Source organism: Mesorhizobium sp. M0306 (assembly GCF_040321655.1).
Lineage (GTDB): Bacteria > Pseudomonadota > Alphaproteobacteria > Rhizobiales > Rhizobiaceae > Mesorhizobium.
Window position 1 is genome coordinate 38862 of sequence record NZ_JAMYRY010000016.1, and the last position, 25556, is coordinate 64417.

Here is a 25556-nt window from a genome sequence, read left to right on the forward strand (position 1 = left end):
TCGAGACGTTGCTGGCGGAGGATGTCGAGGGCTGCAAGTCGAAGATGTGGAACACGCCACGCGAGGGCCCCGATCAATTCGCCTATGGGTTAAAGCGGACTGGCAAGTCGCGCGCGACTAGTTTGGGAACTGCCTTCGTCTGGTCAACCGCCTTCGGGCGACAAGGCGCCCCCGCTGCCGTCTAAAGGTCTTCCCAAGTCGTTTCAGCGAAGTTTGGTCAAGTGAATTGCGCATTACTTCGTTGAATCAGCAAGCAGACTATGCAACCATCTGGGATTGCAATCTGAGATGCAAGCTCGCTGGGGATTGGGGGCTATGTTCCGATATTTGCATGCTCTCGCGTGGCTGGACCGCTACAAAGACGGAAGGTTGGCTCACGAACGATCTGATCTGCGAGAACTAGCGCTTACGCGCCGGCAAGTATTGATCGGATCGGCAGTTGGTTCTGCAGGTCTGTTGCTTAACCGCAGCTCTCCTGGGAAGCTCGAAGTTTTTTACGACAGCAACCATTTTGTCGCCCGTCTGAACGGACACGAATGGAGAGTTGATCGCGCGTTATTCGGCAAGAACGCCAAGCTTCATTGCTACAGTCGCGCACAAGAACATTGGATCCGCGTCCTCCGCACCGCCAGTGCGGATGTAGGGCTTTCGACCGACTTCGTCGCCAATCTGCAGGTGATCGCCGGACAATGGTATCTATCGGTTCGGTTTCACCATCTCGACGTGCCGTTACGCGTGCCATTTGCCCCTTGGCTTGAAGGACTGCAGCCGGCGCTGGCACAGGTGAAAGGGATCGCGCCGCTGAGCGCCATCACTGGGTCACCTGTCATCTTCCAACGTCGCGAGACGGTGGTCAGCTTCACACCCGATTGGTGTCTTCGCTGGCGTGCGGAGGAACCGATCGTTTCCGCTTCGCTTCACGGACTCCGCCTCTCAGCGCGAGAGGCTTGCTTGAGTATTGGCCGCCGTCCCGCCACGGACGTACTCGATGTTTTAAGCGAAGCCGCGCCTCAAGGCGCTGGCATCCTCGCGATGCTAAATCCAGAGATCGAAAAGCCGCGCGCGGAGCCCGGCCAGATCGGCAGGCGCGCGCTTTCGTTGACGTTCGATTCGATCCAGCGGGCTGAGTTCGGGTTTGTCTCGCGACCAGATGGCTCGGCCGTTTCTGCCTTCACGGTGCTGGGCGAAGCCGAAGCTGCGGTTACCAACGGCAATGCTGTAGACATTCGTACTGACCTAGCCGGATTGCGTCTTTCGCCGATAGCGTTGGTTCAGCCGACCGGCGTGCGGCAATGCTTCATGACGGCACGCGTTTCGCGGGCCGCGCACTCGATCGAAACCGCGAACCTAGTGCTGTCGGTCGCCGGAAACGATGTCGATGGCATCGTCACGACCTTCAAGAACGGCTTAGCCCCGCCTCTGTCGATTCCGGCCGAACTCCACGAGGCACATGTGCCGGTTACCGGGGTAGACTCTGCCAAGATCACGTTCGTTCCGATCCCATTCGATATCCGGCTCGGCAGCGTCGGCGCGCCACCGCCCGACATCGTGGACGATGGGCCATTGTCCGCTCTTGCCGAACGGGAACCTGAATTGATCAAGGTACAGGCGCGGCGAACGCCCCCGAGGCCTGCCCAAGAAAGCAGGTCTTTGTCGGCGTCGGATGAGGCGGCTGTTGCCATGGCGTCAGGCAGCAAAGGCCTGTTGCTGCTGGACACCGCGCCGTTCTTCATTGCGCCTTTGGACAAGGGAAAGTTGCAGGTCCTGCGCAGCCAGGACCTACTAAGCCTCACATTCGGATTCCGCAATTTCGCGATCCTAGTTAACGGTCAACGCGCGCGGCTGGTGCCGCGCCGGATCGAGCCCGTGGTCGGCCTTCAGGCCGACCAGGATGCGCTGGCCTACAAGCTCATCGTTGAGTTTCCCCCGCAGCACGTTGCCGAGCATGCCAAGAAGACGCAGCTTGGTCTCGGATCTGCACCTGTTAATATTGATGAGCGGGATCGGCTTAAAGGCACCCAAAAAGATACTCTCAAACCGGACACTCCCTTTGAGCGGGTGGTCCGCGCGAGGCTGAGCCGACCTACGCGCTTGGTCTTTAAGGTCAAGCCGGAGAATGCCAACGAGCTCGCCGCCAAGGATCTGTCGATCAAGACGCTGACCGATTGGTCGGATCTGGCGCAGGTGGTGTCCGAGCGTGCGCTGCCAATCAACACCGCGCTGTCCGATCAGATGAACCTGGTCGGCATTGACAAGGGTACCAACCGTGCCGAGGCGCTGGCCAAGATTGTCCAATCAATCCGACCACCGGGCGAGGACGAAACAGCAATTGAGTTTCCTTACCGCCTCATACTTTCCCCGGATAGCCGCGCGAAGTGGATCATTCCTCCGCATGTCCTGGGAGCGCCTAAGGATCCCACGCCGCTTTGGCACGCGCGTCTCGACTCGGTCGATGGCGGCAGGAGCGTGCGGGCGATCTGGGCGCGCGACATCCTGCTCGATTTTTTGCGCGGCAACCCGCCCGCCGACCGCGACCAGAGCCGCCCGGAATTCCACGAGCCATCGACGCGCCCCGATAGGAAGGACCTGACGCTGTCGTTGAGCCGCAGCGATCGGCGGGAGTTGGTAACGCTCAGCTCTGTCTACGCGTTGCCCGCGCTAAGGCGCATCGTGTTGGATAAGGACAAGGCTCTAAAGGACAAGCCGACCGAAATCGGAAAGAATCCGCTGGCAACCGACGCCGCCGGCACGGTCATCTTATTTCCTCCAGGCATCGGTTTGTGGGACAGGCGTCACCCAGACAATCCGACTACCGTCAAAGACGAGGGCGTGTATGTACCCAAGCCCCTGGCCTCGGCGGATTTGCTGCTCACCGCGATGGGAGGTACGTTCGTCGGCGAGGGGCAGTGGGAGCCTCCATCGCCGATTGTCTACGACCCGAGCGATCCCGATCTGGTTTGCGATCCCAGCTTCCCCTGGAAGTGCGACCCGGACCTGAAGGATAACTGGTATCCAAGCCTACGTCTGGAGCGCTGGCGCCACCGTGCCGTGCTCGGTCGCGATATCTTTGTGGAAGTCTCCTACAAGGGATTTCTGTTTCCGATCGGCCATCGCGCCAGTTTGCTCAAGGTGACGGAACGGCGCTTCTACCCGCATCCCATCAACAACCGGCCGACCGCTTACCTGATACAACGGCTGTTCATCCTTATCGGCAAGCGCGAGAAGCAATTTCCTGCCTTCGGCCAGGCACATGACGGTCGGCTGTGGCCGGCCGACACTATCACCATGGTCACCGGTCGTACTCCGGATATCCGCGATCCGGAGGACGGGACGCCAGCACAGGCCGAAGAGAATGGCCGCATTTGGCTGAAAAAACCGGACGGCGCTGATGCAGTAGGTTTGGTTTTCTGGCCACGCGTCGGCAAGGGCCAAGACAACAATTTCGAGTTTCAATTCCGCAAGGATGCAGATGCCGAGCCGATCCGTGCTCCGCTGATTTTTGTCGACAACGTTGCGGCCCACATCCCCGACACCATGAAGGCGCTGGTTGAAACCTACTATCGTAACCTACCGGCCGATCCTCTGCGCCTGGCAAAACACGGCAGCGTGCGCCGCCGTTACGCTGCCTCGCTGAAGGACGGCGAGACCGACTTCGACACCCAAAACTGGGAGCTCACCGCCACCGGCCGTTTCATCGAAAACGTGGCGAAGCCGGGCGACCCGCCGATCGAATCGTTCCGCATGGACGGCATCATGGAGGGCTCCGATCAACCGCCCTACTACCCGGTGATGCGTACGGCGAACATCACGGTGCAAAGCCTGGACCGCCTGGTCGGCAAGCCGGCTGGTGGGATGACGGTTGCTTTCAACGAGCTGTTTGTGCGGCATGCATTTGCGCCCGACCAGAATCCTTCCGAACTGTTCCTTGACGTGCTCAGTCCGGCGATCCAGCTCGACTTTTCCGGCGGCGGTGACGTTGTTGGCGGCTTTGCCAAGCCGAGCACGCGCGTGGTCGCGCTGTCGCGCAAGTTCGGTCCTGTCGGTGGGCGCGGGCCGCAGCCGGGCAGCGGCACGAAGCGCTCGCGCGTCACTGCGCTGGTCACGGGCGAACCGCAATCGGCGCCGATCGGTGGGCTCGACGGCCTGCCACCGACGGGGGACTTCAAGGCGCTTTCCGAAGGCCGCTTCGACCCCAAGGAGTTTCTTGGCGGCGCCGACAAGCTGCCCAAGCTGCTCGGTATCTTTTCGCTCGCCGACGTGCTCAAAACGGTTTCCTTTGCCGGCGCGGATAACAAGAAAAACCTGATCGCGGGCGAACTGAGCGAGAAAGAGCAAAAGGTTCCCAAGCTGCAGGAGCAAATGAGCTTCGGTGGCGGCGGACTCGAGAACCAACTGGCCGACGCCAAGAACGTGATCAAACAGGTCGCGGAAGCGTTGATCGGCAATGGCACTCCCGGCAGCGGCTTGCTCGGCCAGGCGCTCGCCGACATCGACGAAGCGGTTAAGAAGAAATTCGGACCTGACTTTAACTGGCGCAGCCTGTATCCGCGCCTTACCGGTGCATTTGACACCCTGATTGCACGCGTCCAAGCCGCAAAGAGTGCGGCTGAAGGCGGAGCGGATCTTGCCACACTATTCGCTCATGCGTCGGCAGTCGTCGCCGCGGGGAATGCCCTGATCGCAGAAGCAAAGGCGATTCGCGACAACCCGATGCCGCCGCTCGTCGGCGATATTCTCGCGACCGTCGGCAACGAATGGGAAAAGGTCCGCAAGCTTGCCAAACTCAAGATCGACGGCGCCGAGAAGGATCTCGAGAAGATCGCCCAAGATCTGAAGTCGGAGATCCTCAAGGAAATCGGCGCGCTTTGTGGAGGGTTGATCACCGATCCGAAGCTCGCCGAGCTGTTGTTCGGAGAAGCTGTCGAGAAAACCACATGCGACGACTTCGCCACGATTGATCCGGAGCAGGTCTACAAGCGGCTTTCCAATGCGCTGCTGTACGAGATTGCCGGCGAACCGATCGCGCGGGCCCATATGGCATTGCGCTCGCTGGCGTCGGAAATCAGCGCGATAATCAACGACAATGCGCGCGACGTTGCGCCAAAACTGATCGCGCTCACCAACAAAGTATTCGACGCTGCCCTGGCGCTCGCCCGAATCGCCGAGACGTCGGCCGTATTTACGGCAGCGGGTGAACTCGCCAAGTGGTGTGCCGCCGCAATCGATTTTGCCATCTACATTTCCGACGAATTGATCGGGAAGGGACGGCCGCTTTCCGAGCATATCGCAGCGATCGCGACACAACTCGGTACAGTACAGCTGCCGGCGCAAACGCCGGCCTCGATCCGGGCGCGCGTGGATGAAGCCCGCGCGGCGGCGGCGCAAGCCCATGAGCGCGCCGCCCGGGCGATCGGCGAGCTGGAGCAGCGTCGCGCCGATTTGCAGAAGATGGGGGGCGATTGCGCCAAGATCGCCGAGACACTTAGTTTGTCCGGCAAAATCTTGGCGCTGCGACGCGATGCGCTCGCCGCAATCCAGGACATGATCCTCCAGGCCGGCGTCATGGCCAAGGCGCTCGACGATCTGGCCTTGGAGCAGAAGCGTGCTCCAGTGTTCAAAGCGGCAGTTGTCGCAACGGCTTTTGATCAGGATATCGCAGCCGCGAAACGTGCGGTCGCAGACATTGTGGGCAATATTCTGTTCCTGCTCGAGAGCCTCACCTCAATAGGCGAGGTTGCCGGCACGCATGGATCGAAAGAGCAGCCTTTCGAGGATCGGATCAAGCTACTCTCCGCCAGGCTGACAGGGACGCTGGCGCGGCACCTGGCCGACATCAAGCAGGCGATCTCGGAATTGACAGCGTCTGCCACAGCGCTGTCCGGCAGGATGTCGGATCTGCGAAGTGCCGGCGGCGGGATCGCGAAATGGGTCGCCGGCGGCCCATTTCCCGCCGATCTCGCCGCACTCGGCGGCGAGGTTCTCACCTACGCCACGCAACACGACCGCCGCGTCGCGGCATTGGTCCTGCAGGCCGCGCCGACGTTCAATGCCGTCAACGACAAGCTCGGCAGTGCCGCCGCCAAAGCGCTGCTCGAGATCACCAACCCGATGGTGGCCGTCCACGATCTCGCGATCTCCGTGCTCGACACAGTCGCCGATGTCTTCGACACGACCACGGGCAGCGACGAGAAGAGGCGTCGCGCCGCGTTCCTGACCGCGGTCGTCAGCGCCGACGTGATCGAAGCGTTTAAGGACACCACACAGATCAAGGCCGACCGCGGCGAGTTGGCGGACATCAAAACCAAGGTTAGCGCCAATGCTACACGGCCCGAGGGGTTCGCCCAGGCGGACAAACTAAAGAAGCGGTGGGCGGCGCAGGAGCCTGCGTTGGCGCGGAGCATCAGGGCGCTTGCGCGCATCATCGAGAGCTTGGCGCAAGGGAATCTGTCCGCGCTGATCGATCTCGATCGTGTCCGTGACCTGCTCGAAGCCGAACTGAAAAAGGCACTCGCGGCATTTCTGCCGACTAAGATCGAGCAGCGCTTCGACTGGAAGACGGAGCTGCAGCCGTTTCCGCCCGTTTTCAAGATGGTTAGTTCTACAGAAGATGACCTCACGCTTTCAGCGCGGGTGAGCATCGATTTGTTAGACCCTGGCAAGCGAACGGTTGAAGTCAAAGGCGTACTAAGGCCTTTCATCATCAACATTCTAAGCGAACCACCCAACAACTTTCTGACACTAACCTTTCGAGAAGCCCGGTTTACATCAGTGAACGGGGGAAAGCCCGATTTCGACGCAAAACTCGAAGACGTCGCGATCGGAAACGAGCTGCAGTTCATCAAGCTCATTGAGTCATTCTTCTCCTACGGCGATGATAGCGGCTTTTACGTCCGCCCGACGATCTTCCCGCTCGGCATCGAGGCTGGCTTCGAGTTCTCGGAAGATATCGTACCGCTCGGCGGACTGATCCTCTACAACGTCGGCTTCTCGGTCACCGCCAACCTGCCGTTTGAGGATCGCGACGCGCGATTCCGCTTCGCGCTCGCTTCCGCCGACGCGCCGCTGATCATCTCCTATCCGCCTTACGGTGGCGGTGGCTTCGTGGCCCTGACCGCCAACGGCCGCGAATTCGTAATGGTCGAATGCTCATTCGAGTTTGGCGCCATTGTCGGGCTCTCGTTCGGCCCGCTCAGCGCGGTCGGCCGGGTGATGGCCGGCATCTATATCCGCTGCGCCCATGGCGGCGGCACGTATATCAAGGGCTTCGTCCATGCGGTGGGTGAGGGCAGCATCGCGTGCTTCAGCATTTCCGTGAACATCGAAGTCGCCATCGAGCACGAGAACGGCAATATGCGAGGCTCGTCCTCGTACCGCTTCACCTTCAAGGTCGGCTTTGCCGAGATATCCTACGGATTCACGGCAACCTACAAGATCGCGGGCAGTGGCGGCGGTGGCGGACAAGCCGTTTTGTTCGACGCCAGCCAGCATCCCATGGTGAAAGCTGGCTGTCATCCAAACGAGATCTTCTACAAGGTTATCGAGCGAGTACCGCCGAAGATGCGGCGTTGGAAGGATTACCGGACGTATTTCGATATGGATCTTTTGGAAACCTAGCGGATGATCAAAGCAAAGATTGTGGCACGCGTAATCCCCGATGGTTTCCAGCGGGATAAATCCGGCAATGCTTCGTCTTTACGGGTCAGCCTGGCTTTGATGCCGGATTTCAGGGATTTTCCCGGCGGCACCGAGGTCGACATCGAGAACTGGCCAAGGAGGATCTGGGAAAACAGGAAAAACCTGAAGCTGTTTGTGAGCAGCAATCCGAACGCCGATTTTGCGGACGCCAATCCGCCAAAAGAGATCGCTTGGTATGCGCGTGGGAACATCACCGGCAACGGAAACGATCCAAAAGACGCTCCGCTGTCGAAGGAATTCAACGAGGGCCGCGCCGACGCCGCAAATGCCTTATGGCGCCGGATTTTCCTGGGGGATTGCGGAGACTTGGCGCAGTTCGACAACCTGATGGAGGCACTGAAAGAAGATCAACCCAAGTTGCTCAAGATGGAGAGAAACAAGGGTGGTGCTGGCAATGACGCAGTCAGTGCAATCATAGGAAGTCCGATGAGCTATCCGGTCGCGACTCTCGCAGAGGGCGTCGAGGGCCTTTACGGTTCGCAGACCGCTGTGATGCTCCTGTCAGCCGCCGGTCAACTCGCGTTCGACGGCAAGCGCGAGGCTTGGGACCTGGCCCGGCCGATGGTGTCGCCGGCATTTTTCGACACAGTCAACAGCAGCATGTTCGGCATTTTCGCGTCGGATACGCTGACCAATCGGTTGCTTAACGAAAAAACGGAGAGTTCCCGGTGGTATAATACAGATAGTAACGACGAGGTGCCGGAAGACGTAACCGGCCAAGTGATGTTGGTTGGCAAAACGTTGGAAGGGCCTTTGACAGGTACGAAGGCCACCGGTGTACAGAACTACATTTCCAGCTCGTTCGTTCGCCATTTCGGCCAGCAATTCGCTGCTGAAACGGCGTACAATCTGAAGGTCGCTCAGTTTACGTTCGAACTGGACGCTGCCATCAGGAAAACTCAGAGCGGTCTCAAGGTTACAGCAGTTCCCGATATTGCGTCACTTACACGCCGCTCCGAAGTGGGCACGCTGGACCACTACTTCGCGCAGATGGCCGTCGACGCTTCTCCATGGACGCGCGGCCGATTTTCGGAAATGCCGGAAGAGCCTGGTCTGAGCGCGAAGGACCGGCAGGATCGGGAAGAAAAAGCCAGGGCGCAACGTGCTGAGGGCGAAGCAACGCTGCAGCGCGCCGTCGCCGCCTATCACGCAGCCTGGCGACCGGATACCCCCGTGCAGAGCGTCGACGCACTCTCAGACGCCTGCAACAAGCCCGTGGAAATCGCGCGCAGGAAATTCCTGAGCATATTGAGCCATCCCTCGTTGGCGAAATTTCTCGGCTTTATCATCGACGTCGAGTTGAAACTCGGCAGCTTGCCTTACAACTCTGACCAATGCTTCTGGATGTTCGCGGATTTTGGAGACGGGTCGGAAAAAGACCGTCGGGTTACCACCGCAACCATGCTGGCGGATAAGGATGGGGTTAACGGCTTTTTTGGACCGTGTCCGAAACTTCATGCGGCATTCGCGATCAATGTTAGGATCAAGGGACTTGCCGAGGACGACGCCCCGCTCGTTTATGAGCGCGGTGTCTTCAATCTCGCGGCCCCGGGTAAGGATACGCAGGCACGCTTCAGGCTGGTCGACTTCGACGTGGATGCGGCGGTGCAGGCGCTGGAAAACACCGGACACTCACGGACAACTGCGCGCGAGAAAGGTGAGCTGGACAGTCAGATCAAGGTGGCGCTGCCAAACCTGCGTTCACGCGGGATCGCGTTGATAGACAGGGATCGGTCAAAGGAGATCGTGGAGGAAATAACTATAGCCGAGTTCAAGATCGATGGTGGAGCAATACAGCTCTACGCCGAGGATTTGGTCATCGGCTATCGGCTCGACGTCGGCATCTGCGGCAAGAACGTTGCTGAAGTACCTCCGATGAAACGTTGGCGCACACTCACCGACCGGCAAGTGCGATACGACCCCAAGGATATCAAAAAGGAATTCTCGGATTGGCTTCAACACGATGTCGACCGAGAGAATGGATTCGTCAAGCCCATTACGCGGACGGTCAGCAACGAGGACCCGGCCAAAAACAATGAGATCGTCGAGCAATACGTGCCACAGGAGACGGTTGCGGTATGGACCGGCGGCAGTCTCGCGGTCGGCACCGGCGAGCGGCCGCCTGCGATAGCCGAACAGCGCAAGGGCGAAACCGACGAGCAGCTCAGGAAACGCATTTGGGAGCTTCCCAACAAATACGACCAGCTGTTTCCAGTCACCGAGGTCGACGCATATTGCGAACTGGGCGCCAATCTTGGGTTTGAACTGGCCAAGAAGCCCTCCGAGGGTGGCGGGATTCCACCGCTTCGCTTTGGTCGCCGCTACTGGTTGGGCGCCCGTCTGGTATACGCCAACGGCGGCAGCATCTCGCTGCCGACGGCGGCGCAGTTATTCTACACGCGCGTGCCCCAGAACGGGAAACCCGGGACCACAGCGGTCGGCGGCAGGGAAGCGGAGGAAGGCTTTCTGTACATGCGCGGGGAACGCGCTGGCGCGCCTGTAGTTCTGCTGCCGCCCGATGATCCGTTGGTCGTTAAACAGCCCAGCGAATTGCGCGGAGAGCAAGCCATGACGGTGATCCTCCGCGAGGTCGGCGCGCGGGCCACGCGGTATCTTGTGCCCCCGCGCTCGACCTTCGATTTGGCAGAAGCACACGGTCAATTTGACCAGAGCTACGCGCAGCGGCCGCCTGGCGCGTTCAACCAGTATCACCGAATTTTAACCAGCGGAGAGTTTCCGAACGCGCGACCGAACAAAGACAAGAAGGGCGGAACAAATCCCGGCCAGGTGCTAAAGCCCGGAGGCTCAGAGGATGCCCTGCCGTATTATCCTGATCCGCTCGCACGCGAATGTCACGTGCGCGTATTGCAGCACGATGCGCCCATCGACGACAGCGTGGAATGTAAGACGCTCCACTTCTACGAAAAGGCGACTGACGCCGTTCACAAAGCCCGTCCAGTCCGCATCAAGGTCCGCACACTCTCTCCGCCGGCGGGTCAACCGCTTCACAAGATCACCTTGCTCGACAAAGAGAACCCGCCTGCCGTTCAGCTCGAAATCGGTCCAGGGGCGGATATCGACCTTCTCCTTTGGTCCGGTACCGACCAGGAAAACGACTTAGCATCGTTGCGGCCTGTGGCCTCCGGCTTGAAAATCCTTACGCAACTTCAGACGGGCCTGAAAAACCAGATCAAGGAAGATGCGACGTCGCCTGCTGCGCACTCGAAGGTCGCAGCAGCCTTGTCGAACGTTGTCGAATTCTTCCAGAAACCGACGACAGCCCGGGTGTCCGAACTGGTCGCGGGGAAGATGCCGTTGGTGGAGCTGTTTCAACAGCAGTGTGGTCCAGTGCCGACGATCACCGACCAGCGTCGTTTGCGCGTGGTCAATCCCGTGAAGAGGCCGATAGACGCACCGCGCGTCAAAGAGGTCAGCGTGAAATGCGAGGACGATGCGGTTGAACGCGCTGGGGTCGCGGCCCTTCGCGCCGTCCGGGTAAAACCTCTCCCTGAGGCTGAGCAGTCAGCGGATCATTGGGCCAAATACGTCGCTGCGAACGTCGAGTCGCCGCTCTGTTATCCAAGCGAAGAAGACGCCAGCCAAACCTTTTTTGTTGGTACTGCGCTGGTTCATCGGGCATCGACCGGGAAGCTGCGTTTCGAGGCTGTCTGGCGCGAATACAAGGACGACGTAACGCTAAAAGATGGGGCGTTCGTTCATGTGCCGAGCAGCGCAGGCCCAGCAATCTTCAGCGTCGATAAGATCGTTCGCGACGATGGGCGCGCAGGCCTCTCGGATCTTTCGCTGATACGCGACGAAACGGGCGGACTTCGTGGCTTGAAGATCGATTTCCCGGACACAAAAGCGCGCCGCGTCACCTTTGGTCTGCACGGAATCTCGCGCTTTACAGAGTTCTATAAGCCCGCAAAACCGGCAGCCGATGCTAAAAAGGGCGATCCGAAACCCGAGGACTTCGAGAAGCGCGACTCCGCTCGTGATGTTACCCTTTGGGTCCCTTCAACGGCACGTCCGGCGTCTCCCGTCGTCGATCGAATCCTTCCGGTATTTCGATGGGATATCGATCCTAGGAAGAACAAGATTACCTTTACCCGCAACGTGGATCTGCGAGTGTATCTCAAGCGGCCGTGGCACAGTTCCGGCGAAGGCGAGCGCCTTGCCGTTATCTGCTGGCCGCCTAATTTGTTCAGCGATGCCACTGCTGACGAGGTCGCCAGGTGCACGTTGCTTAATCGGGCGGCGCCCAACGTCATCAATCCCAAGGAAGAATTTTTGACCCGCTGGGGGGCTGATCCGATTCATCTTTCCGGCGACCTCAGCGATCTCATCCCGGCCGACCAGTTTGTGTCCGCCGAGTCCCGCGTAGCGAATCTCCCGCTGCAGTTGCGCCACCGCGATGCCGACCTTCCTGGCGGCATTCCTCAGCTGGACATCGACAAGGGTTGCCCCAACGATCCGCCAGATCCGGCCCAACCGCTGAAAGCGCAGGCCGCGGATCCGGACACCGTTCGCGTCGCGATCGCCACATACACGCCCAAGCTCGACGCCCAGCGCGGTGACGTCTGGTACAGCGACCTTCCGATCACTCCGGGCGAGTCCTATTTCCCGTTCATCCGCCTCGGATTGGCAAGGTATCAGCCGAATTCGAGTGAGACGAGATTGGCGTTGTCGTATCCCGTCGCCGAATGGGCGCAAATTCCGCCGCAGCGCAAAGCGATTGTCGAGTTCGTCGACAAGCGCAAGATACTCGTTACTGTGACAGGGATTGGCTATCACGAAAGCCAAGGCGATGAGATCCCTGATGAACGGCATCTCATGGATCGTCCCAGGCTTCGCATCCGCGTCTGCCGCGCAGTGAAAACGGATGGCATACCGTCGAAGGGGAAAGACGTCGATTATATGCCGCTATTGGTCAACGGCAAACCACTCGAGTATCCCAAACTTGTGCCGAGCCTGAGCGGCAACACCGTTACCTGGTTGCAAGAGATCACCCTGCCGCAAACGAGTAAGCAGGAACGCTACGCGGTTATAGTCGAGGAAACCGAGGTGATGGTGGCGGACGGCGACGTCATCGGCGACGTCGTGACCGCCGAGCGAGGCCCCATGTTCGCGTGCACGATACCGTTCAGGTCCCCGCACAACATGGGTTCTATACTGAGAGATGGCAGCTCTGATGAAAGCTTCGCACAACTCGCTCCAGCTGACAGCTGAGATCCTGACGCAATCTTGCGTATCCCGGCTGTACGAACGGATTTGCCCTCATTTCGGGTCGGCTGTCCAGTAATAGCAATAGCGCTCGACGTTTCCGGGCAAATCCTTGTAGTTGCCCCAATTTGCAAAGGCGGGAAGCGTGATCTCGTGCATCGCGACGGTCCAGCAGTCGTCTACCCTGTTCTTGACCTCCGCCTTCAGGGCCGTGAAATAGTCTCGCAGCGCCTGTACGTCCGATTTCGACGCCTCGCCGACACCTCCATAGCGGCTTCCGAGCACAAGTTTATCCCAGTCCGGATCGTCATATACTGTCTTCAGCGAAACCTCCCAGTCAGGGATCCAACTGCGCTCCATTTTCCCCGCGGGCAGCGTTTTGAGCGGGATGAAATCAACGGCAAACAGCACCTTGTCGGTCTTGAGCAACACGACCAGCATGTCGTTGGAATAATTGCGTCCTACATCTTTGACGATGAATTTTTTTCCACCAAGGTCGAATTCGAAAGGTGTGCCTTTGTCTACCGTCTGGTCCGGCATAACGGTATCAAAACTGGCGGGATCGTCGAGCTTCTTCTTCTCCAGTAACTTTTTTGCTTGAGCATGAGCGACGAACTTCGCGCCCTCATCCTTGAACAATTGCCCCCCGCCGCTTCGTTCCGGGTCACTATGGCTATAAATGACGTACTTGATGGGATTGCTTGTTATTTTCTTGATTTCGGCCAAGTATTTCGCCGCTGTCCCGGGACTTTTGTGGCTCATCGGGTCGGTCACAACCACACCATCAGTCGTGACAACAAAGAAAGCAAGTTGGTCCTTGTGACGGAAAATGTAGGCGTCCGGGACACCCGTGACTGGCACGGTCTCATAGTCCGCGGCCTTGGTTGGTTGCGTGAGCATCCCTAAAACCAGTGCCAAGCAACATACCGTCGCGAGCGCTAACCTCGCCCCGAGCTTTGACCACATTTCAGGCCCCGTCTTCAACGTTTCAAGCCCACCGGTCTTACCCACGTCACCTTAATTGGCGCTCGGCACGGAAGGCAAACCAAAACACCCATATCATATTTTCATTGGCGGACCCACTAGATCTGAGATAACTAAGATCGCTCTTGAATTGCGTGCTAAACCAAGATGTAGCTATGATTTAGTGACAAGCAATGGGGGGGGGTCATGTTAACGCGATTGATGGTGGTGGTACTATTTGGCTGTTGCGCAACAGAGGTGCGGGCCGAGTTTAAGCTGACGCAGATTGAACGATCGGCATCTCTTGCGCCATTTATAGTCGGCGGTGCGCCGGCGGACCCTGATCTCTGGCCTGCGACCTTGATTTTCGACGCACCGAACCGCTGTACGGCGACAGTCGTTGGACCCAAAGCAATCTTGACTGCTGCACATTGCCTTGACGGAAGTACAAGCGGCGAGGCGCTAATCAACGGTCAAACACTGGCCCTGAAATGCCAAACGAATCCAAAATATCCAGCAGACACAACCGCTGACATTGCAATGTGTGGAGCGTCCAGCACGATTACTGCGCCCAATCTCAAATACGAGGTCCTAAATACCGACGCTGCAACAGTAAAGGCAGGAGACAGCATCGTTCTTCTCGGGTACGGCTGCTTAGCTGAAGGTGGGCCGGTGAGCGATACATTGTATGTAGGGAGCGCGACCGTAAAAAAGATACCAGTAAAATTCAACCGGTACGAAGTGCAAGGCGGCGCGAAACTATGCGGAGGTGACAGTGGGGGAGCGGGGTACGTCATGTTGGATTCGACGACACGCATCGTGTTCGGTGTGAACGAGTCCCAGGTACCGGGCACGAAAACTTCATATCTCAGCAGTGTGTCAACCGCTGACGATGCGAGCTTTATAAAGCTTTGGGGCGCCACGACCGGCAACAAAATCTGCGGATTGGATGGCGGCCTTGCGGACTGCCGTCAATAGCGGTGATCCATCAAGATGGCGAGTTCGGTATGTCGGCTTAACTCGACTTCGCTATCCTGAGCCAGCCGGAAATGTCCCGACAGCTTCGGGTCTAGGGTCAGCTTCCATTTTCCCGCTGGAAACAACCGCGCAAAGAAGCCAGGGCGGTAGGTGCGCGAGCGGCCAGATAGCAATTTGGTCAAGGCCACATTCGATACGCTCGGCAAATAAGAGATCCCGACGCCCGAACTATCACGGAGAGATTGAGATGTTCCAAATCACCGTGGAAGGCCACGTTGAATTGCACGCTGGCTTGCGGTGGCGTGGCATTTGCCGCTCCAGCGTGGTCCTTGCTACTGGCGCGCACTTGTCGTGTCCTTGGGTTTCGGTTTTTGCAAGAGGGTGGCTGGATACTGGCCTTTAAGCCCGTCGGCCGAGTGTGATTGCTTGGGCCTTCTCGGCGGCAGCGTGATCAATACAGTGACCTTTGTCGCCACCTCTTCGAGGGTAGCGGTGAGACGGTTCAACTGTGAGGCGGTTGCTACGAGCTCCGGGCCGTAACGGGTAACGAGATATTCTCGGTTCTGGCTGAGGGACTGAAGATGCTTGGCGGTTTTGGCGCGAACGCTTAGCCCCGCCTCCAAAGCGTGTTCCGTCCGCGCCGACAGGTCGTGCCGCATGCTGCGGATCTGATTGGGATTGAGCCCAAAGTGGAGCAAAAGTGCGGTCAGATAGAGTTCGATCGCATGGATTGCCGCCATTCTGAACGGCGCTCGGGTAAGCGGCTTGCCGGGTCGGCTGAGCTGAAGGAGAAGGCTTGCTGCTTTGCGGTATTCTTCCGCCAGGGCGTGAACCTGCTGTGGGGATGCTAGCTCACCAGGATATTTTTTGGGTTCTTCGAGCGTCATTTAGCGCAATATAAAGACGCTACGGGAAGATTTCGTAAAGGGGAAAACTGTTCTTCGGCACGCTCGCAATTGCCCCGCTGCCACTAATCTGCGTAGACATTGTTTATGCTAAAAATCGGCTCCGAACTACAGTTGAGTGCCTCCGACCTGGTCGGCCACTTGAACTGCGGCCACCTGACGGCGCTTGACCTTCAGGTTGTGGACGGCGCACTTGAGAAGCCGAAGATCTGGGACCCGCTGCTGGAGATTCTGCAGCAGCGCGGCGCCGCGCACGAGGCGGCCTACGTCGATCATCTGCATGCGTCCGGCCTTAATGTCGCGGTCATTGCAGGTAAGGGGATCGATGACGGCTCAGTGGCCGCCACGATCGAGGCGATGCGCGCCGGCGCGCAGATCATCGTGCAAGCCGCGCTGCGCGCGCCGCCCTTCACGGGCCGGGCCGACATCCTTCGGCGCGTCGAGACGCCAAGCGATCTCGGCACATGGTCTTACGAAGTCATCGACACCAAGCTCGCCCGCGAAACCAAGGGCGGGACGGTGCTGCAGCTCTGCCTCTATTCTGACCTCGTCGGGCAGGTGCAGGGCCTCGTGCCAGAATACGCCTACGTTGTCGCGCCCCTTACAGACTTCGAGCCGGAGGCCTTTCGGGTCAGCGACTATGCCGCCTACTACCGCAATGTCCGGGAACGCTTCGTCGCGTCCTTGAACGGAAAGGGCGCCGCCTATCCGGAGCCGGTCGCTCATTGCGATATCTGCCGCTGGCGCGGCCGATGCGACGACCGGCGCCACCAGGACGATCACCTCTCCCTTGTGGCCGGGATCACGGCCGTGCAGCGCGGCGAGCTCGTCGGCCACGACGTGGCCACCATGGCTGCGCTGGCCGAGCTCCCCCTTCCGCTGCCGTGGAAGCCGGAGCGTGGCGCCGCTTCGTCCTACAATCGCATCCGGGAGCAGGCCCGGATCCAGGTCGCGGGGCGCGCGGCCGGGCAGGTCCTGCATGAAGCGCTGCCGATAGAACCGGGCTTTGGCCTGTGCCGCCTGCCGGTGCCGGACGACGGCGACATTTTCTTCGATCTCGAGGGCGACCCCTTCGTCGGCGAAGGCGGCCTCGAATATCTCTTCGGCTATGCCTTCAAGGACGCCGACGGCGCGCTCACCTACGTCGCCGACTGGTGTCTCACGCCGCCCGACGAAAGGGCCGCCTTTGAACGCTTCGTCGATTTCGTGATCGAGCGGCGAGCGCACCATCCCGGCATGCACATTTATCATTACGCGGCCTATGAGGTGGGCGCGCTCAAACGCCTGATGGGGCGCTACGCAACGCGCGAGGAAGAGATCGACACGCTGCTGCGCGGGCAGGTCCTGGTCGATCTCTACGCGGTGGTCCGCCACGCCATCCGCGCCAGCGTCGAGAGCTATTCCATCAAGAAGCTGGAGCCGCTCTACGAATTCGTACGCGCGGTGTCGCTGCCCGATGCCAACTATGCCTTGAGCAAGGTCCAGGCCCGCCTGGAGCTCGGAGATGCAGGCGGCATCAATGCGGAAGATCGGGCCGTCGTGACGGGCTACAACCAAGATGACTGTGTCTCGACGGAGCGGCTTCGGGACTGGCTGGAGCGCCTGCGGACTGACGCGGTCGCCTCAGGCGTGGAGATTCCCCGACCGGCTCCACCTGGAGAGGGCGCTCCGCCGGATATTACAGCCTGGCAGGCACGGATCGATGCAGTCGGGGCCAAATTGACCGATGGCATTCCCGTGGACTCCGCAGAGCGCAGCGCCGAGCAGCAGGCGCTCTACGTGCTGGCGAACGTGCTCGACTGGCATCGCCGGGAGGAGAAGGCGATCTGGTGGGAATATTTCCGGCTGGCGGCGCTGTCCGCGGATGAGCTGGAGGATGAGCGAGCAGGCATCGCCGGCCTCGAGTTCGTCGATACCGTGGGCGGAACCGCCAAGGCCCCTGTCCACCGCTATAGATTCCCCCCGCAGGACGCGGAGTTTCGCGGCGGCGAGGATTTGCGCAGCGTCGGCGGCGAGCGCTTCGGCAAGGTCGAGGCCGTCGATCTGGAACATCGCTTTATCGACATCAAGAAAAGGGGCGACACTGCCGGTCTTCACCCCGAAGCGATCTTCGCCCATACCTACATCGACACGACTGTCCTGGCCGAGTCCCTGGTGCAGATCGGCGAGTGCGTGGCCGATCATGGCATCGGCGGTCCCGGTGCCTACAAGGCGGCTCGCGATTTGCTGCTGCTGCGGCCGCCCGATGCCTGCGGCGCGGCGCTGCGCCAGCCGGGCGAGAGCCCGGTCGATGCGGCCTGCCGCCTCGTCCTGGCCTTGCAGGGCGTGCTCGCCATCCAAGGACCGCCTGGCGCGGGCAAGACCCATACCGGCGCCTACGCGATCCTTGCGCTGGCCAGGGCCGGCCTTCGCGTCGGGGTGACCGCCAACAGCCACAAGGTCATTCGCAACCTGCTCGCGAAGGCCGCCGAGGAAGCAGCGAAGGAAGACTTCGACCTGCAGTCCCTGCACAAGGTCACGGATGCGGAAGACAATGTCCCGCACCTCACCTTCACCACCAAGAACCCCGAGGCCCTCGGCGCCTTTGCAAGCGGCTACCACGTGCTCGGCGGCACGGGGTTCCTGTGGGCCCGGCCCGATGCCGCTGGCCTCGTCGACGTGCTGTTCGTGGATGAGGCCGCGCAGATGTCGCTCGCCAACGTGCTTGCCATATCGCCGGCCGCAGCCAGCCTTGTCCTCCTTGGTGATCCGCAGCAGCTTGAGCAGCCGATGCAGGGCTCGCACCCCGAAGGTACGGAGGTCTCGGCCCTCGACCACCTTCTCGGCGGACGGCAGACCATCGCCGACGACGAGGGCCTATTCCTAGAGCAGACCTGGCGCCTCCACCCCGACATCTGCCGGTTCACCTCCGAGCTGTTCTACGAAAGCCGACTCCTCCCCCGTCCCGATCTCGAGAACCAGGCCATCCTGATGGACGGCCCGCTTGGCGGGAGCGGCCTGCGCTATGTCGCGGTGCAGCACAGCGGCAACCAGAATTCCAGCCCGGAGGAAGCCGACCGTATCCGCAATATTGTGCTGGGGATCCTTGCGTCAGGTGCAGGTTTGCGCGACCGCGAGGGCAACGAGGCGTCGCTCACCCTGGAAGACATCCTGGTTATCGCGCCCTACAACGCCCAGGTCTTTGAAATCCAGGCGCGCCTCCCCGGCGCGCGGGTAGGGACGGTTGACAAGTTCCAGGGGCAGGAGGCGCCCATCGTGTTCTATTCCATCACGACATCCAGTCATGCCGACGCCCCGCGTGGCATGGAGTTCCTCTACAGCGCGAACCGCCTCAATGTCGCCACCTCCCGCGCCAAGGCCCTGTGCATTCTCGTGGCCAATCCGGATGTATTCGAGCCAGAATGTCGTACCCCGCGGCAGATGCAGCTCGCCAACGGCTTCTGCCGCTATCTAGAGATGGCCGAGGTGGTCGATCCATAAGTTCCCTGTAAAGATGATGGATTGGACAGATAGGTTATAAAAAACAAGTAGTTAGATTGCGACGTGCACACGCGGTGCACGCAAGTTTTCCCCTTTCTTTCGTTTCTGTTTCGGCGAAGAGGTGCGCCAGGGCATGCTGGCAACCGACGATTAACGAGGTCGTAGCCGCCTTTGGCCCCGCGACCGCCTGAGTTCGTGGCAAGACGCCAAGGCGCGACAGGGGATGAGGCCTGCTAGGTGTCGGAGAGATTGCTTCTTAAGGCTTGGGCAATAGGGCAGGGGTGCCTGAAGCTGCCGCGCTCCGAAGGCGAAGGCTCCGCGGTCTAATCGCGGCGGGTGCGCCAAGCCTCCAAACTACGAATCTGGGGGTCAGGAGTTCGAATCTCTTCGGGCGCGCCATTCCATCCAATTGAAATCGTTAGTGATTTTTGCAGTAAGCCGACTGCGGCACCGGCTTAATTTTGAGAATTCAGCCGGTTTTTCAGCCGGTTTTGGAGGAACGGACACTCCTTCGAGCCATGTAGCGGCATGGCGCACGCGCGGCCGGGAGGGATGAGGAGTTCAATACGAGCCCAGCATTGTGCGGCTGTCTCCGCCATTCTACCTACTCTGCGTCACATGTCTCGTGGTCGTGGATGGGCTGCGGAAACCTTACCCTCGCGGCGGATATCGCCCACGCGGCGGTGCGCCCTATTTTTCAGATCATGTGCCAGGAGCACCCGTTTCGTAAAGGTCGGCATCCCAGATCTCTGGTTCAGACACCCACGACTCGATTTCTTTCACGGCTGTCTCGAACATCGTTCTATCGAGAGGGAGCACTTTGCCACCCTTCGCCTTAATGATTGTCGCAACCTGCTGGGGCGTCTCTTTCACGTATTGAACCTTGTTCCCAATCAACACCGCAGCATTGGCTTTGGGCGGTAGATCAAACTTGGCACCGTGATATGGCCCGGCCGCCGCGCCGGCATTGAGCCAAATCGGGTTGTCATCCAGCATAGTGAATTGCACGATCTTGTCATTTTCCTTGGTGACCAGCATCGCAGCATCCGCCGGTTGCTCTTGCACAAAATCCAATTCAGTCCAATCAACGCGGCTGTTCCTGCCAGCCATTGGGCGGTGACTAGGAGTACCGTCCGGCTCTGAGTGATCAAGTATTGGAATGTATCGCCGGATCCGGAGCACATCTGCGCTCGTTACCTCGATCCCTTGGCCGACATCTAACGTTAGGCTAGCCATATTGCGTTCTCCTCACCATTGCTCGCGCCTAATTTTGTCTTTCGAAGCGATCAAACGTCACACGCCACGGCGACTGGTTTGACGACCGCCTGCAAAATGTCAGTGCTATCGTTTCAGAAGGATCGAGCAGCATACTGCACCTGTATGTTTGGGATAACAAGAATTTTGGCTTCGGCCTTTGCCTATGCCCTGCGGCGTGGTGGCTAGGGCCGTGAGCCCTAGCAGCGGAAATAAACCTTGCAGTTACTGAAGCCGATGTTACTTTGTAATCGTAGCAGAACGCCGGTAAATGAGCCGCTTTTGAAGCGGGAATGGGGGAGTTGATCATGACTGGTACTGACTCAACGGATACGCCAAGGTACACGAAGCCTGTGGCTTTCCGTGTGGAAAGCGCAGCGAGCCTTATCAACGCCAAACCCGAGGGGGGCGCCACCGACTCGATCAACCTTAAGAAAAAGGTCGTAGCGAGTGTCGGCAAGTCGAGTTCCAAGGCGCCTAAGAAACCTGAGGCGAAGACCAAAACTAAGGCCCCAGTGAAGAAGAAGTAACGCTGGACGGTCTCGATGGCCTTGCTCGAGACCGATGCCATCGATTTCCGTCTAAAAGACAGCGTGATCGTTATTCTGGCCGCCGATGGCAGCGGACGCCTGCTCGATCTCGATGGCGACTTCATAGCCGTCAATCGCACTGCCATGGAGCTGGTCGACTTGGCCGTGCGCGATGGTCCGCGCCACGCGGTAACAAGCATTGCGCGGCACTATCGCCTGAGCGAAGTAGAGGTCGCCGAGGATTTCCGGGCGCTGGTCGAGTTGATGCGCACGCATCGCCTGCTGAGCGGGACTGAGTCCCGGCGCACAGTTTGGGCTCGTGGACTCGCAGGACTGGTCAGCGGCTTGGTTGGTGGCTTGCGGCACAGCCGGCTGCCACTCGACCTGACAATCTGGCTATTGCTCAGCCTAGCGCGTCTGTCGTTCAGACGGCTGAGCTGGGCTCAAGCTATAGATGCCTGGCATCGACATGGCGTAGCGAGCACGGCATTTCTTAGCCGCGACATCAATACGTTGGAGGTTTCGGTGACTACGATCGCGGCCCGCCACCCGATGCGGCCGGACTGCAAGGAAATCGCGTTTTGCTGCTGGGTGCTAGCGGCGTGGACGGGCTCGCCATCCTCACTGGTGCTGGGGGTCAGCCTGAGCCCTCTAGCCGGCCATTGTTGGTGCGTGCGTGACGGCCGCATTGTGTCTGACAGTGTCGAGCGCTGCCGCTCCTACCGCGAGGTTCGGCGCTATGATTGAGGCTGAAGGCAGCCCCGCCTTCCGCCTCGTTGTCGGCGACGAGTCAGTCCGCACGGAACTGGGGGCCGCTACAAGCCTCCTGAATTGCTATGCGGACACAGAGACCGTCGTCCTTGTCCTTGGGCGCATATACTACCGCCAAGCTCTCATGCGCCGTCTGCCGGCATCAACAGTTTCGCGCCTGGTCAACGCAGATCCTGCGCGCCTCGTGGCCGCCGTTTATAGCGAAACCAGTGAGCGCGGCTTAGGCGAAATCGAGGGCGATTTTTGTTTGATCATCTACGACCGCCGCGCCGACATCGTACTTGCAGCCCGCGACCCCTTCGGTGGCTATCCTCTGTACTGGGCGGACACACCGGCCGGGCTGGTTTTCAGCTCGACGGTCGCTGGCGTCGTGCAGATGCTGCCCTGTGCGGAGGTTGACGACGAGTATCTCGCCGACATGATTATGGCGCCAGGAGGCGTTTTCGAGGAAGCGCACAGCGATAGGTGCGCTTACCGCGGAGTGACGCGGGTCCGCGCAGGGGCCAGGGTGCGAATCGAGTGCGACAATGGAAAGGTCGCCACGGCTCGCCGCGACTGGCTCGACCACATTGTCGAGCCAGTCCCTGACGAGCCGCAAGAGGTCTCCGAGCACTTTGCCGCGCTATTGTCGGCGGCTGTTAGCGAACGGGTTCAGGGTGAAACCGCCTGCCATCTATCGGGCGGTTTCGACTCGACCACGATTACGCTGCTCAGCCAGCGCCGCCAGCGCCAGATCGGGGGTCCGCCGATCCACACGCTATCGCTGGTCTTCGACAAGCTCGCTACGCTGCGCTACGAGAGGCCGTTTATCGATGCTGTCCTACATGCTCATCCCGACTTGATACCCCACCCGATTGCGGCCGACGGCTTCGGGGCCTACGTTTCCTATCCAGCGCATGACGAGCCCTGGCCGGCGTTGTTCTGGTCGCGCGCCGAGCTGGCAATGGTCGAGGCGGCAGCAGCGGCCGGCGCAACGACTATCCTCACCGGGCTGGGCGCCGACGAGCAGATCGATATGGAGCCTTACTCAATCGCCGACGCCCTGCGCGGCCTGCGCCTGAGCGAGGCCTGGAGCACCGCGCGCGACTGGGCCGACTCCACCGGGGTCAACATGTGGTCGCTGCTATCCACCTACGGCGTCGCCCAATTACTGCCAGTATCGTTAGTGGCTGGCTTGGGCGAGGAGCCGCGCGCGCGCGTTCCCTCCTGGATCAGGCCGGAGTTCGCGCGGCGCCACGACTTGGTTGGTCGCGGTCGCGCGGTAGTCCGCCGCATCTACCGTAGCCATCGCTCACCGGCGCTGTCGTTGGCTCTGTACGGCATGGAATGCCGCCAGGGTGATCTCAGTCGGTGGTACATGGCGGCGCCCAGGGGCATCCATGAAGCCCATCCCTTCCTCGATCCGCGCGTTGCTGGGCTAGGGCTGGGCATCCAGTGGCGCATGGCGGCCGATCCGCGAGTCTCCAAGCCCATAATTCGCCAGGGCTTCGCCGAGTTGCTGCCCGAGGCCATCCTCGAACGGGCCGACACAGGCCACTTCAATGAATACGTGTTCGCGGCACTGGCGCGCGAGGAGGGCCGGCTGCGCGAGTTAGTGGTCGGTCTCGACAGCGCGTGCCAGGAGATCTTTGATGTCGAGGCGCTATTGTTGGCACTGCAACGCGCTAGCCTCGGGGCCGTGAAGAACGTGTCCAGTCTCGATCGGTTGGTCGTTTCACTTTCGGTGGTCGTCTGGATGACGCATCACCAGGCGTGGTTGGCGCGGCCGATCGTACTTCGTGACGGGCCGTCTCTGACGCGACCACGCGCTGCGGCGCGATTGCCGGCCAAGGCGCTGCCATGAGAACGTCGACGACCACCGTCGCGCTTGTGACCATGCCTTTCGCCTCGATCGGCCCATCGCTGCAGGTTGGGCTGTTAAAGGCGGCGGCGCGGAAGGCGGGCTTCGAGGTCGACGGGTTCCATCTCAATATCGATTTCGCCTGTCAACTCGGCCTCGAACAATACGAAACGCTAGCCGAGCATCGCGGGATCCTGCTTGGCGAATGGCTATTCGCGGCTGCCGCCTTCCGTGACCAAGCGCCGTTGGCAGGCGACCGCTTTATCCACGAGTTTCGCGCGGAACTCGCCGACGTCGCCACCGAGATCGGCATGCCAACCGCCGAGCTTGCGCGTCTGCGCGACGTTGCAGTGCCAGCTTATCTCGACCGTCTAATGGCGGTAGTGGACTGGACACGCTTCGACGTTGTCGGCTTCTCATCCACCTTCCAGCAGAACACGGCTTCGTTCGCACTTGCCCGGCGGATCAAGGAAGCCCATCCAGGAGCGATCATCGTTTTCGGCGGCGCGAATTTCGACGGCGACATGGGGCTGGCATGGCTTGAAGCAATCCATTGGATCGATTTCGCCATTGCTGGCGAGGCTGACGAAGCGTTCCCACGTTTCCTTGCAGCGCTAGCTGATGGGGGCGACCCGCTCTCGGTGCCGGGTGTGCTGGGCCGACTGCGAGGCCGCGCGGTGCAACAGGCTGGCCGTGGTTTCGTCTCCAACCTAGACCAGGTGCCGCTTGCCGATTTCAGCGACTACATCGCGCGCGCCCGCACGCTGGTTACTGAGCCGCCGCTTGAAACGGTGCGGCCGGCGCTGCCTTTTGAAAGTTCGCGCGGCTGCTGGTGGGGGCAGCGCCACCATTGCACTTTCTGCGGCCTCAATGGTCAGTCCATGGGCTTTCGCAGCAAGTCGGCGGACCGCATCCTGGCCGAGCTAGCGCACTATTCGCGGGAATTCGGCGCGTTGCGCTTCGAGGCTACCGACAACATTCTCGATCACCGCTACTTTGATTCAGTGCTCGCGGCTCTAGCCGAGGCCGGCGCGCCATACGATTTGTTCTACGAGGTGAAGTCAAACCTCGACCGGACGGACATCGCACGGCTGCTTGCTGCTGGCGTAACGTCAATCCAGCCCGGCATTGAGTCACTGAGCTCTGCGGTGCTGAAACTAATGCGCAAGGGCGTGCGGGGCATCGACAACGTCAACGCACTGCGCTGGGCCCGCTACTATGGACTTGATGTGAGTTGGAACATTCTATTCGGCTTTCCGGAAGAACGGCAGAAGGACTACGACGCACAATTTGAGATCCTCAGGCGGCTCGGCCATCTTCAACCGCCTATCGGTGCGAGTCGCATCTGGCTCGAACGGTTCAGTCCGCTTTACCAAGTGGCGCGAGCCGACCCTGCATGCCGCGTACGGCCGGAGGCGAGCTACGCGTACGTATATCCTGCTTCCTGCGATTTAGATCGCATTGCATATTTTTTTGATTGGGACGCACCGGCGACGTTACCAGACGAATCGCACGCGGCGATGCAGCGTTGGGTCTGCCGATGGCAGAAAGCGTGGCGTCGCGGCGGATCGAGCCTAGTGTTTTGGGCCGAGGCGGCAGATCGTGTGATCGTGTACGACCGACGCTTCGGCCGCAAGGCGCGTGAGCATTTGCTCGAAGGTCTCGCAGCCGAGCTACATACGTGGTGCAGTGAGCGGCCCGAGAGCGCAGCGCGGTTACGCAAGCGTCTGCCGGCTTCATCGGCTAGCGCCATCTTGGACGGTCTATCGGGCCTGGTTGACGCCGAACTGATGATCCAAGAAAACGACTTGTTCCTCACCCTCGCCTTGCCACATCGTCAGCCGGAAATAATGGAGGCTGGCCTCTGTGCTGAAAGCGCCTCGAGATAATCCGGCTTTACTAAGACTTCTGGCCGTC

At 60.1% G+C, this 25556-nt stretch carries 12 protein-coding genes and 1 tRNA gene; 9 read left to right on the top strand and 4 right to left on the bottom strand.

The features are described from left to right. Nucleotides 1-456: 456 nt before the first annotated feature. Together NKI95_RS20995 and NKI95_RS21000 are read left to right on the top strand one after the other, a co-directional pair. Nucleotides 457-7614, top strand: a complete 7158-nt coding sequence (locus NKI95_RS20995; protein WP_352719189.1) for a hypothetical protein — start codon at nucleotides 457-459, stop codon at nucleotides 7612-7614. A 3-nt stretch (nucleotides 7615-7617) separates the two neighbouring features. Beyond that, entirely contained in the window at nucleotides 7618-12924 is a 5307-nt protein-coding gene (locus tag NKI95_RS21000) for a hypothetical protein (protein ID WP_352719190.1), read from the top strand. A 48-nt stretch (nucleotides 12925-12972) separates the two neighbouring features. Here the strand turns inward: NKI95_RS21000 and NKI95_RS21005 are convergent, their stop codons facing one another. Continuing rightward, on the bottom strand, nucleotides 12973-13884 hold the full coding sequence (locus NKI95_RS21005; protein WP_352719191.1) for an MBL fold metallo-hydrolase: 912 nt from the start codon (nucleotides 13882-13884) through the stop codon (nucleotides 12973-12975). Between the two features lie 204 nt (nucleotides 13885-14088). Here NKI95_RS21005 and NKI95_RS21010 point away from each other — a divergent pair, with 204 nt between their 5' ends. Beyond that, nucleotides 14089-14859 (top strand): trypsin-like serine protease, encoded by a 771-nt coding sequence (locus NKI95_RS21010; RefSeq protein ID WP_352719192.1) that lies wholly within the window; start codon nucleotides 14089-14091, stop codon nucleotides 14857-14859. Here NKI95_RS21010 and NKI95_RS21015 read toward each other — a convergent pair. Both NKI95_RS21015 and NKI95_RS21020 read right to left on the bottom strand, forming a co-directional pair. Next, nucleotides 14853-15041, bottom strand: a complete 189-nt coding sequence (locus NKI95_RS21015) for a hypothetical protein (protein ID WP_352719193.1) — start codon at nucleotides 15039-15041, stop codon at nucleotides 14853-14855. The two genes, NKI95_RS21010 and NKI95_RS21015, sit on opposite strands and share 7 nt — an antisense overlap. Nucleotides 15042-15191: 150 nt before the next feature. Then, nucleotides 15192-15746: a hypothetical protein gene (locus NKI95_RS21020; RefSeq protein ID WP_352719194.1), complete on the bottom strand. Its 555-nt coding sequence runs from the start codon at nucleotides 15744-15746 to the stop codon at nucleotides 15192-15194. Nucleotides 15747-15851: 105 nt separating this feature from the next. Here NKI95_RS21020 and NKI95_RS21025 point away from each other — a divergent pair, with 105 nt between their 5' ends. Both NKI95_RS21025 and NKI95_RS21030 read left to right on the top strand, forming a co-directional pair. Beyond that, nucleotides 15852-19244 (top strand): TM0106 family RecB-like putative nuclease, encoded by a 3393-nt coding sequence (locus NKI95_RS21025; RefSeq protein ID WP_352719195.1) that lies wholly within the window; start codon nucleotides 15852-15854, stop codon nucleotides 19242-19244. 296 nt (nucleotides 19245-19540) lie between these two features. Further along, nucleotides 19541-19643: transfer RNA gene (locus NKI95_RS21030), tRNA-Arg, on the top strand. A 303-nt stretch (nucleotides 19644-19946) separates the two neighbouring features. Here the strand turns inward: NKI95_RS21030 and NKI95_RS21035 are convergent. Further along, nucleotides 19947-20282 (bottom strand): hypothetical protein, encoded by a 336-nt coding sequence (locus tag NKI95_RS21035; RefSeq protein WP_352719196.1) that lies wholly within the window; start codon nucleotides 20280-20282, stop codon nucleotides 19947-19949. A gap of 524 nt (nucleotides 20283-20806) precedes the next feature. Here NKI95_RS21035 and NKI95_RS21040 point away from each other — a divergent pair. Genes NKI95_RS21040 through NKI95_RS21055 form a run of 4 tightly spaced genes read left to right on the top strand, consistent with a single transcriptional unit; the run spans nucleotide 20807 to nucleotide 25528 of the window. Then, nucleotides 20807-21028, top strand: a complete 222-nt coding sequence (locus tag NKI95_RS21040; RefSeq protein ID WP_352719197.1) for a hypothetical protein — start codon at nucleotides 20807-20809, stop codon at nucleotides 21026-21028. 15 nt (nucleotides 21029-21043) lie between these two features. Then, on the top strand, nucleotides 21044-21775 hold the full coding sequence (locus tag NKI95_RS21045; protein WP_352678637.1) for a lasso peptide biosynthesis B2 protein: 732 nt from the start codon (nucleotides 21044-21046) through the stop codon (nucleotides 21773-21775). Next, on the top strand, nucleotides 21768-23642 hold the full coding sequence (locus NKI95_RS21050) for an asparagine synthase-related protein (protein WP_352719198.1): 1875 nt from the start codon (nucleotides 21768-21770) through the stop codon (nucleotides 23640-23642). Before NKI95_RS21045 ends, NKI95_RS21050 begins: the two co-directional genes overlap by 8 nt. Further along, complete coding sequence (locus NKI95_RS21055; protein WP_352719199.1) at nucleotides 23639-25528, top strand: RiPP maturation radical SAM C-methyltransferase; 1890 nt, start codon at nucleotides 23639-23641, stop codon at nucleotides 25526-25528. The genes NKI95_RS21050 and NKI95_RS21055 overlap by 4 nt, the downstream gene beginning before the upstream one ends. The last annotated feature ends 28 nt before the right edge of the window (nucleotides 25529-25556 follow it).

Coding starts and splice junctions, on each gene's coding strand:
- NKI95_RS21055 (WP_352719199.1), top strand. CDS start 23,639: ATGAGAACGTCGACGACCACCGTCGCGCTTGTGACCATGCCTTTCGCC.
- NKI95_RS21010 (WP_352719192.1), top strand. CDS start 14,089: ATGTTAACGCGATTGATGGTGGTGGTACTATTTGGCTGTTGCGCAACA.
- NKI95_RS21005 (WP_352719191.1), bottom strand. CDS start 13,884: ATGTGGTCAAAGCTCGGGGCGAGGTTAGCGCTCGCGACGGTATGTTGC.
- NKI95_RS21040 (WP_352719197.1), top strand. CDS start 20,807: ATGACTGGTACTGACTCAACGGATACGCCAAGGTACACGAAGCCTGTG.
- NKI95_RS21025 (WP_352719195.1), top strand. CDS start 15,852: ATGCTAAAAATCGGCTCCGAACTACAGTTGAGTGCCTCCGACCTGGTC.
- NKI95_RS21035 (WP_352719196.1), bottom strand. CDS start 20,282: ATGCTGGTCACCAAGGAAAATGACAAGATCGTGCAATTCACTATGCTG.
- NKI95_RS21045 (WP_352678637.1), top strand. CDS start 21,044: ATGGCCTTGCTCGAGACCGATGCCATCGATTTCCGTCTAAAAGACAGC.
- NKI95_RS21050 (WP_352719198.1), top strand. CDS start 21,768: ATGATTGAGGCTGAAGGCAGCCCCGCCTTCCGCCTCGTTGTCGGCGAC.
- NKI95_RS21020 (WP_352719194.1), bottom strand. CDS start 15,746: ATGACGCTCGAAGAACCCAAAAAATATCCTGGTGAGCTAGCATCCCCA.
- NKI95_RS21000 (WP_352719190.1), top strand. CDS start 7,618: ATGATCAAAGCAAAGATTGTGGCACGCGTAATCCCCGATGGTTTCCAG.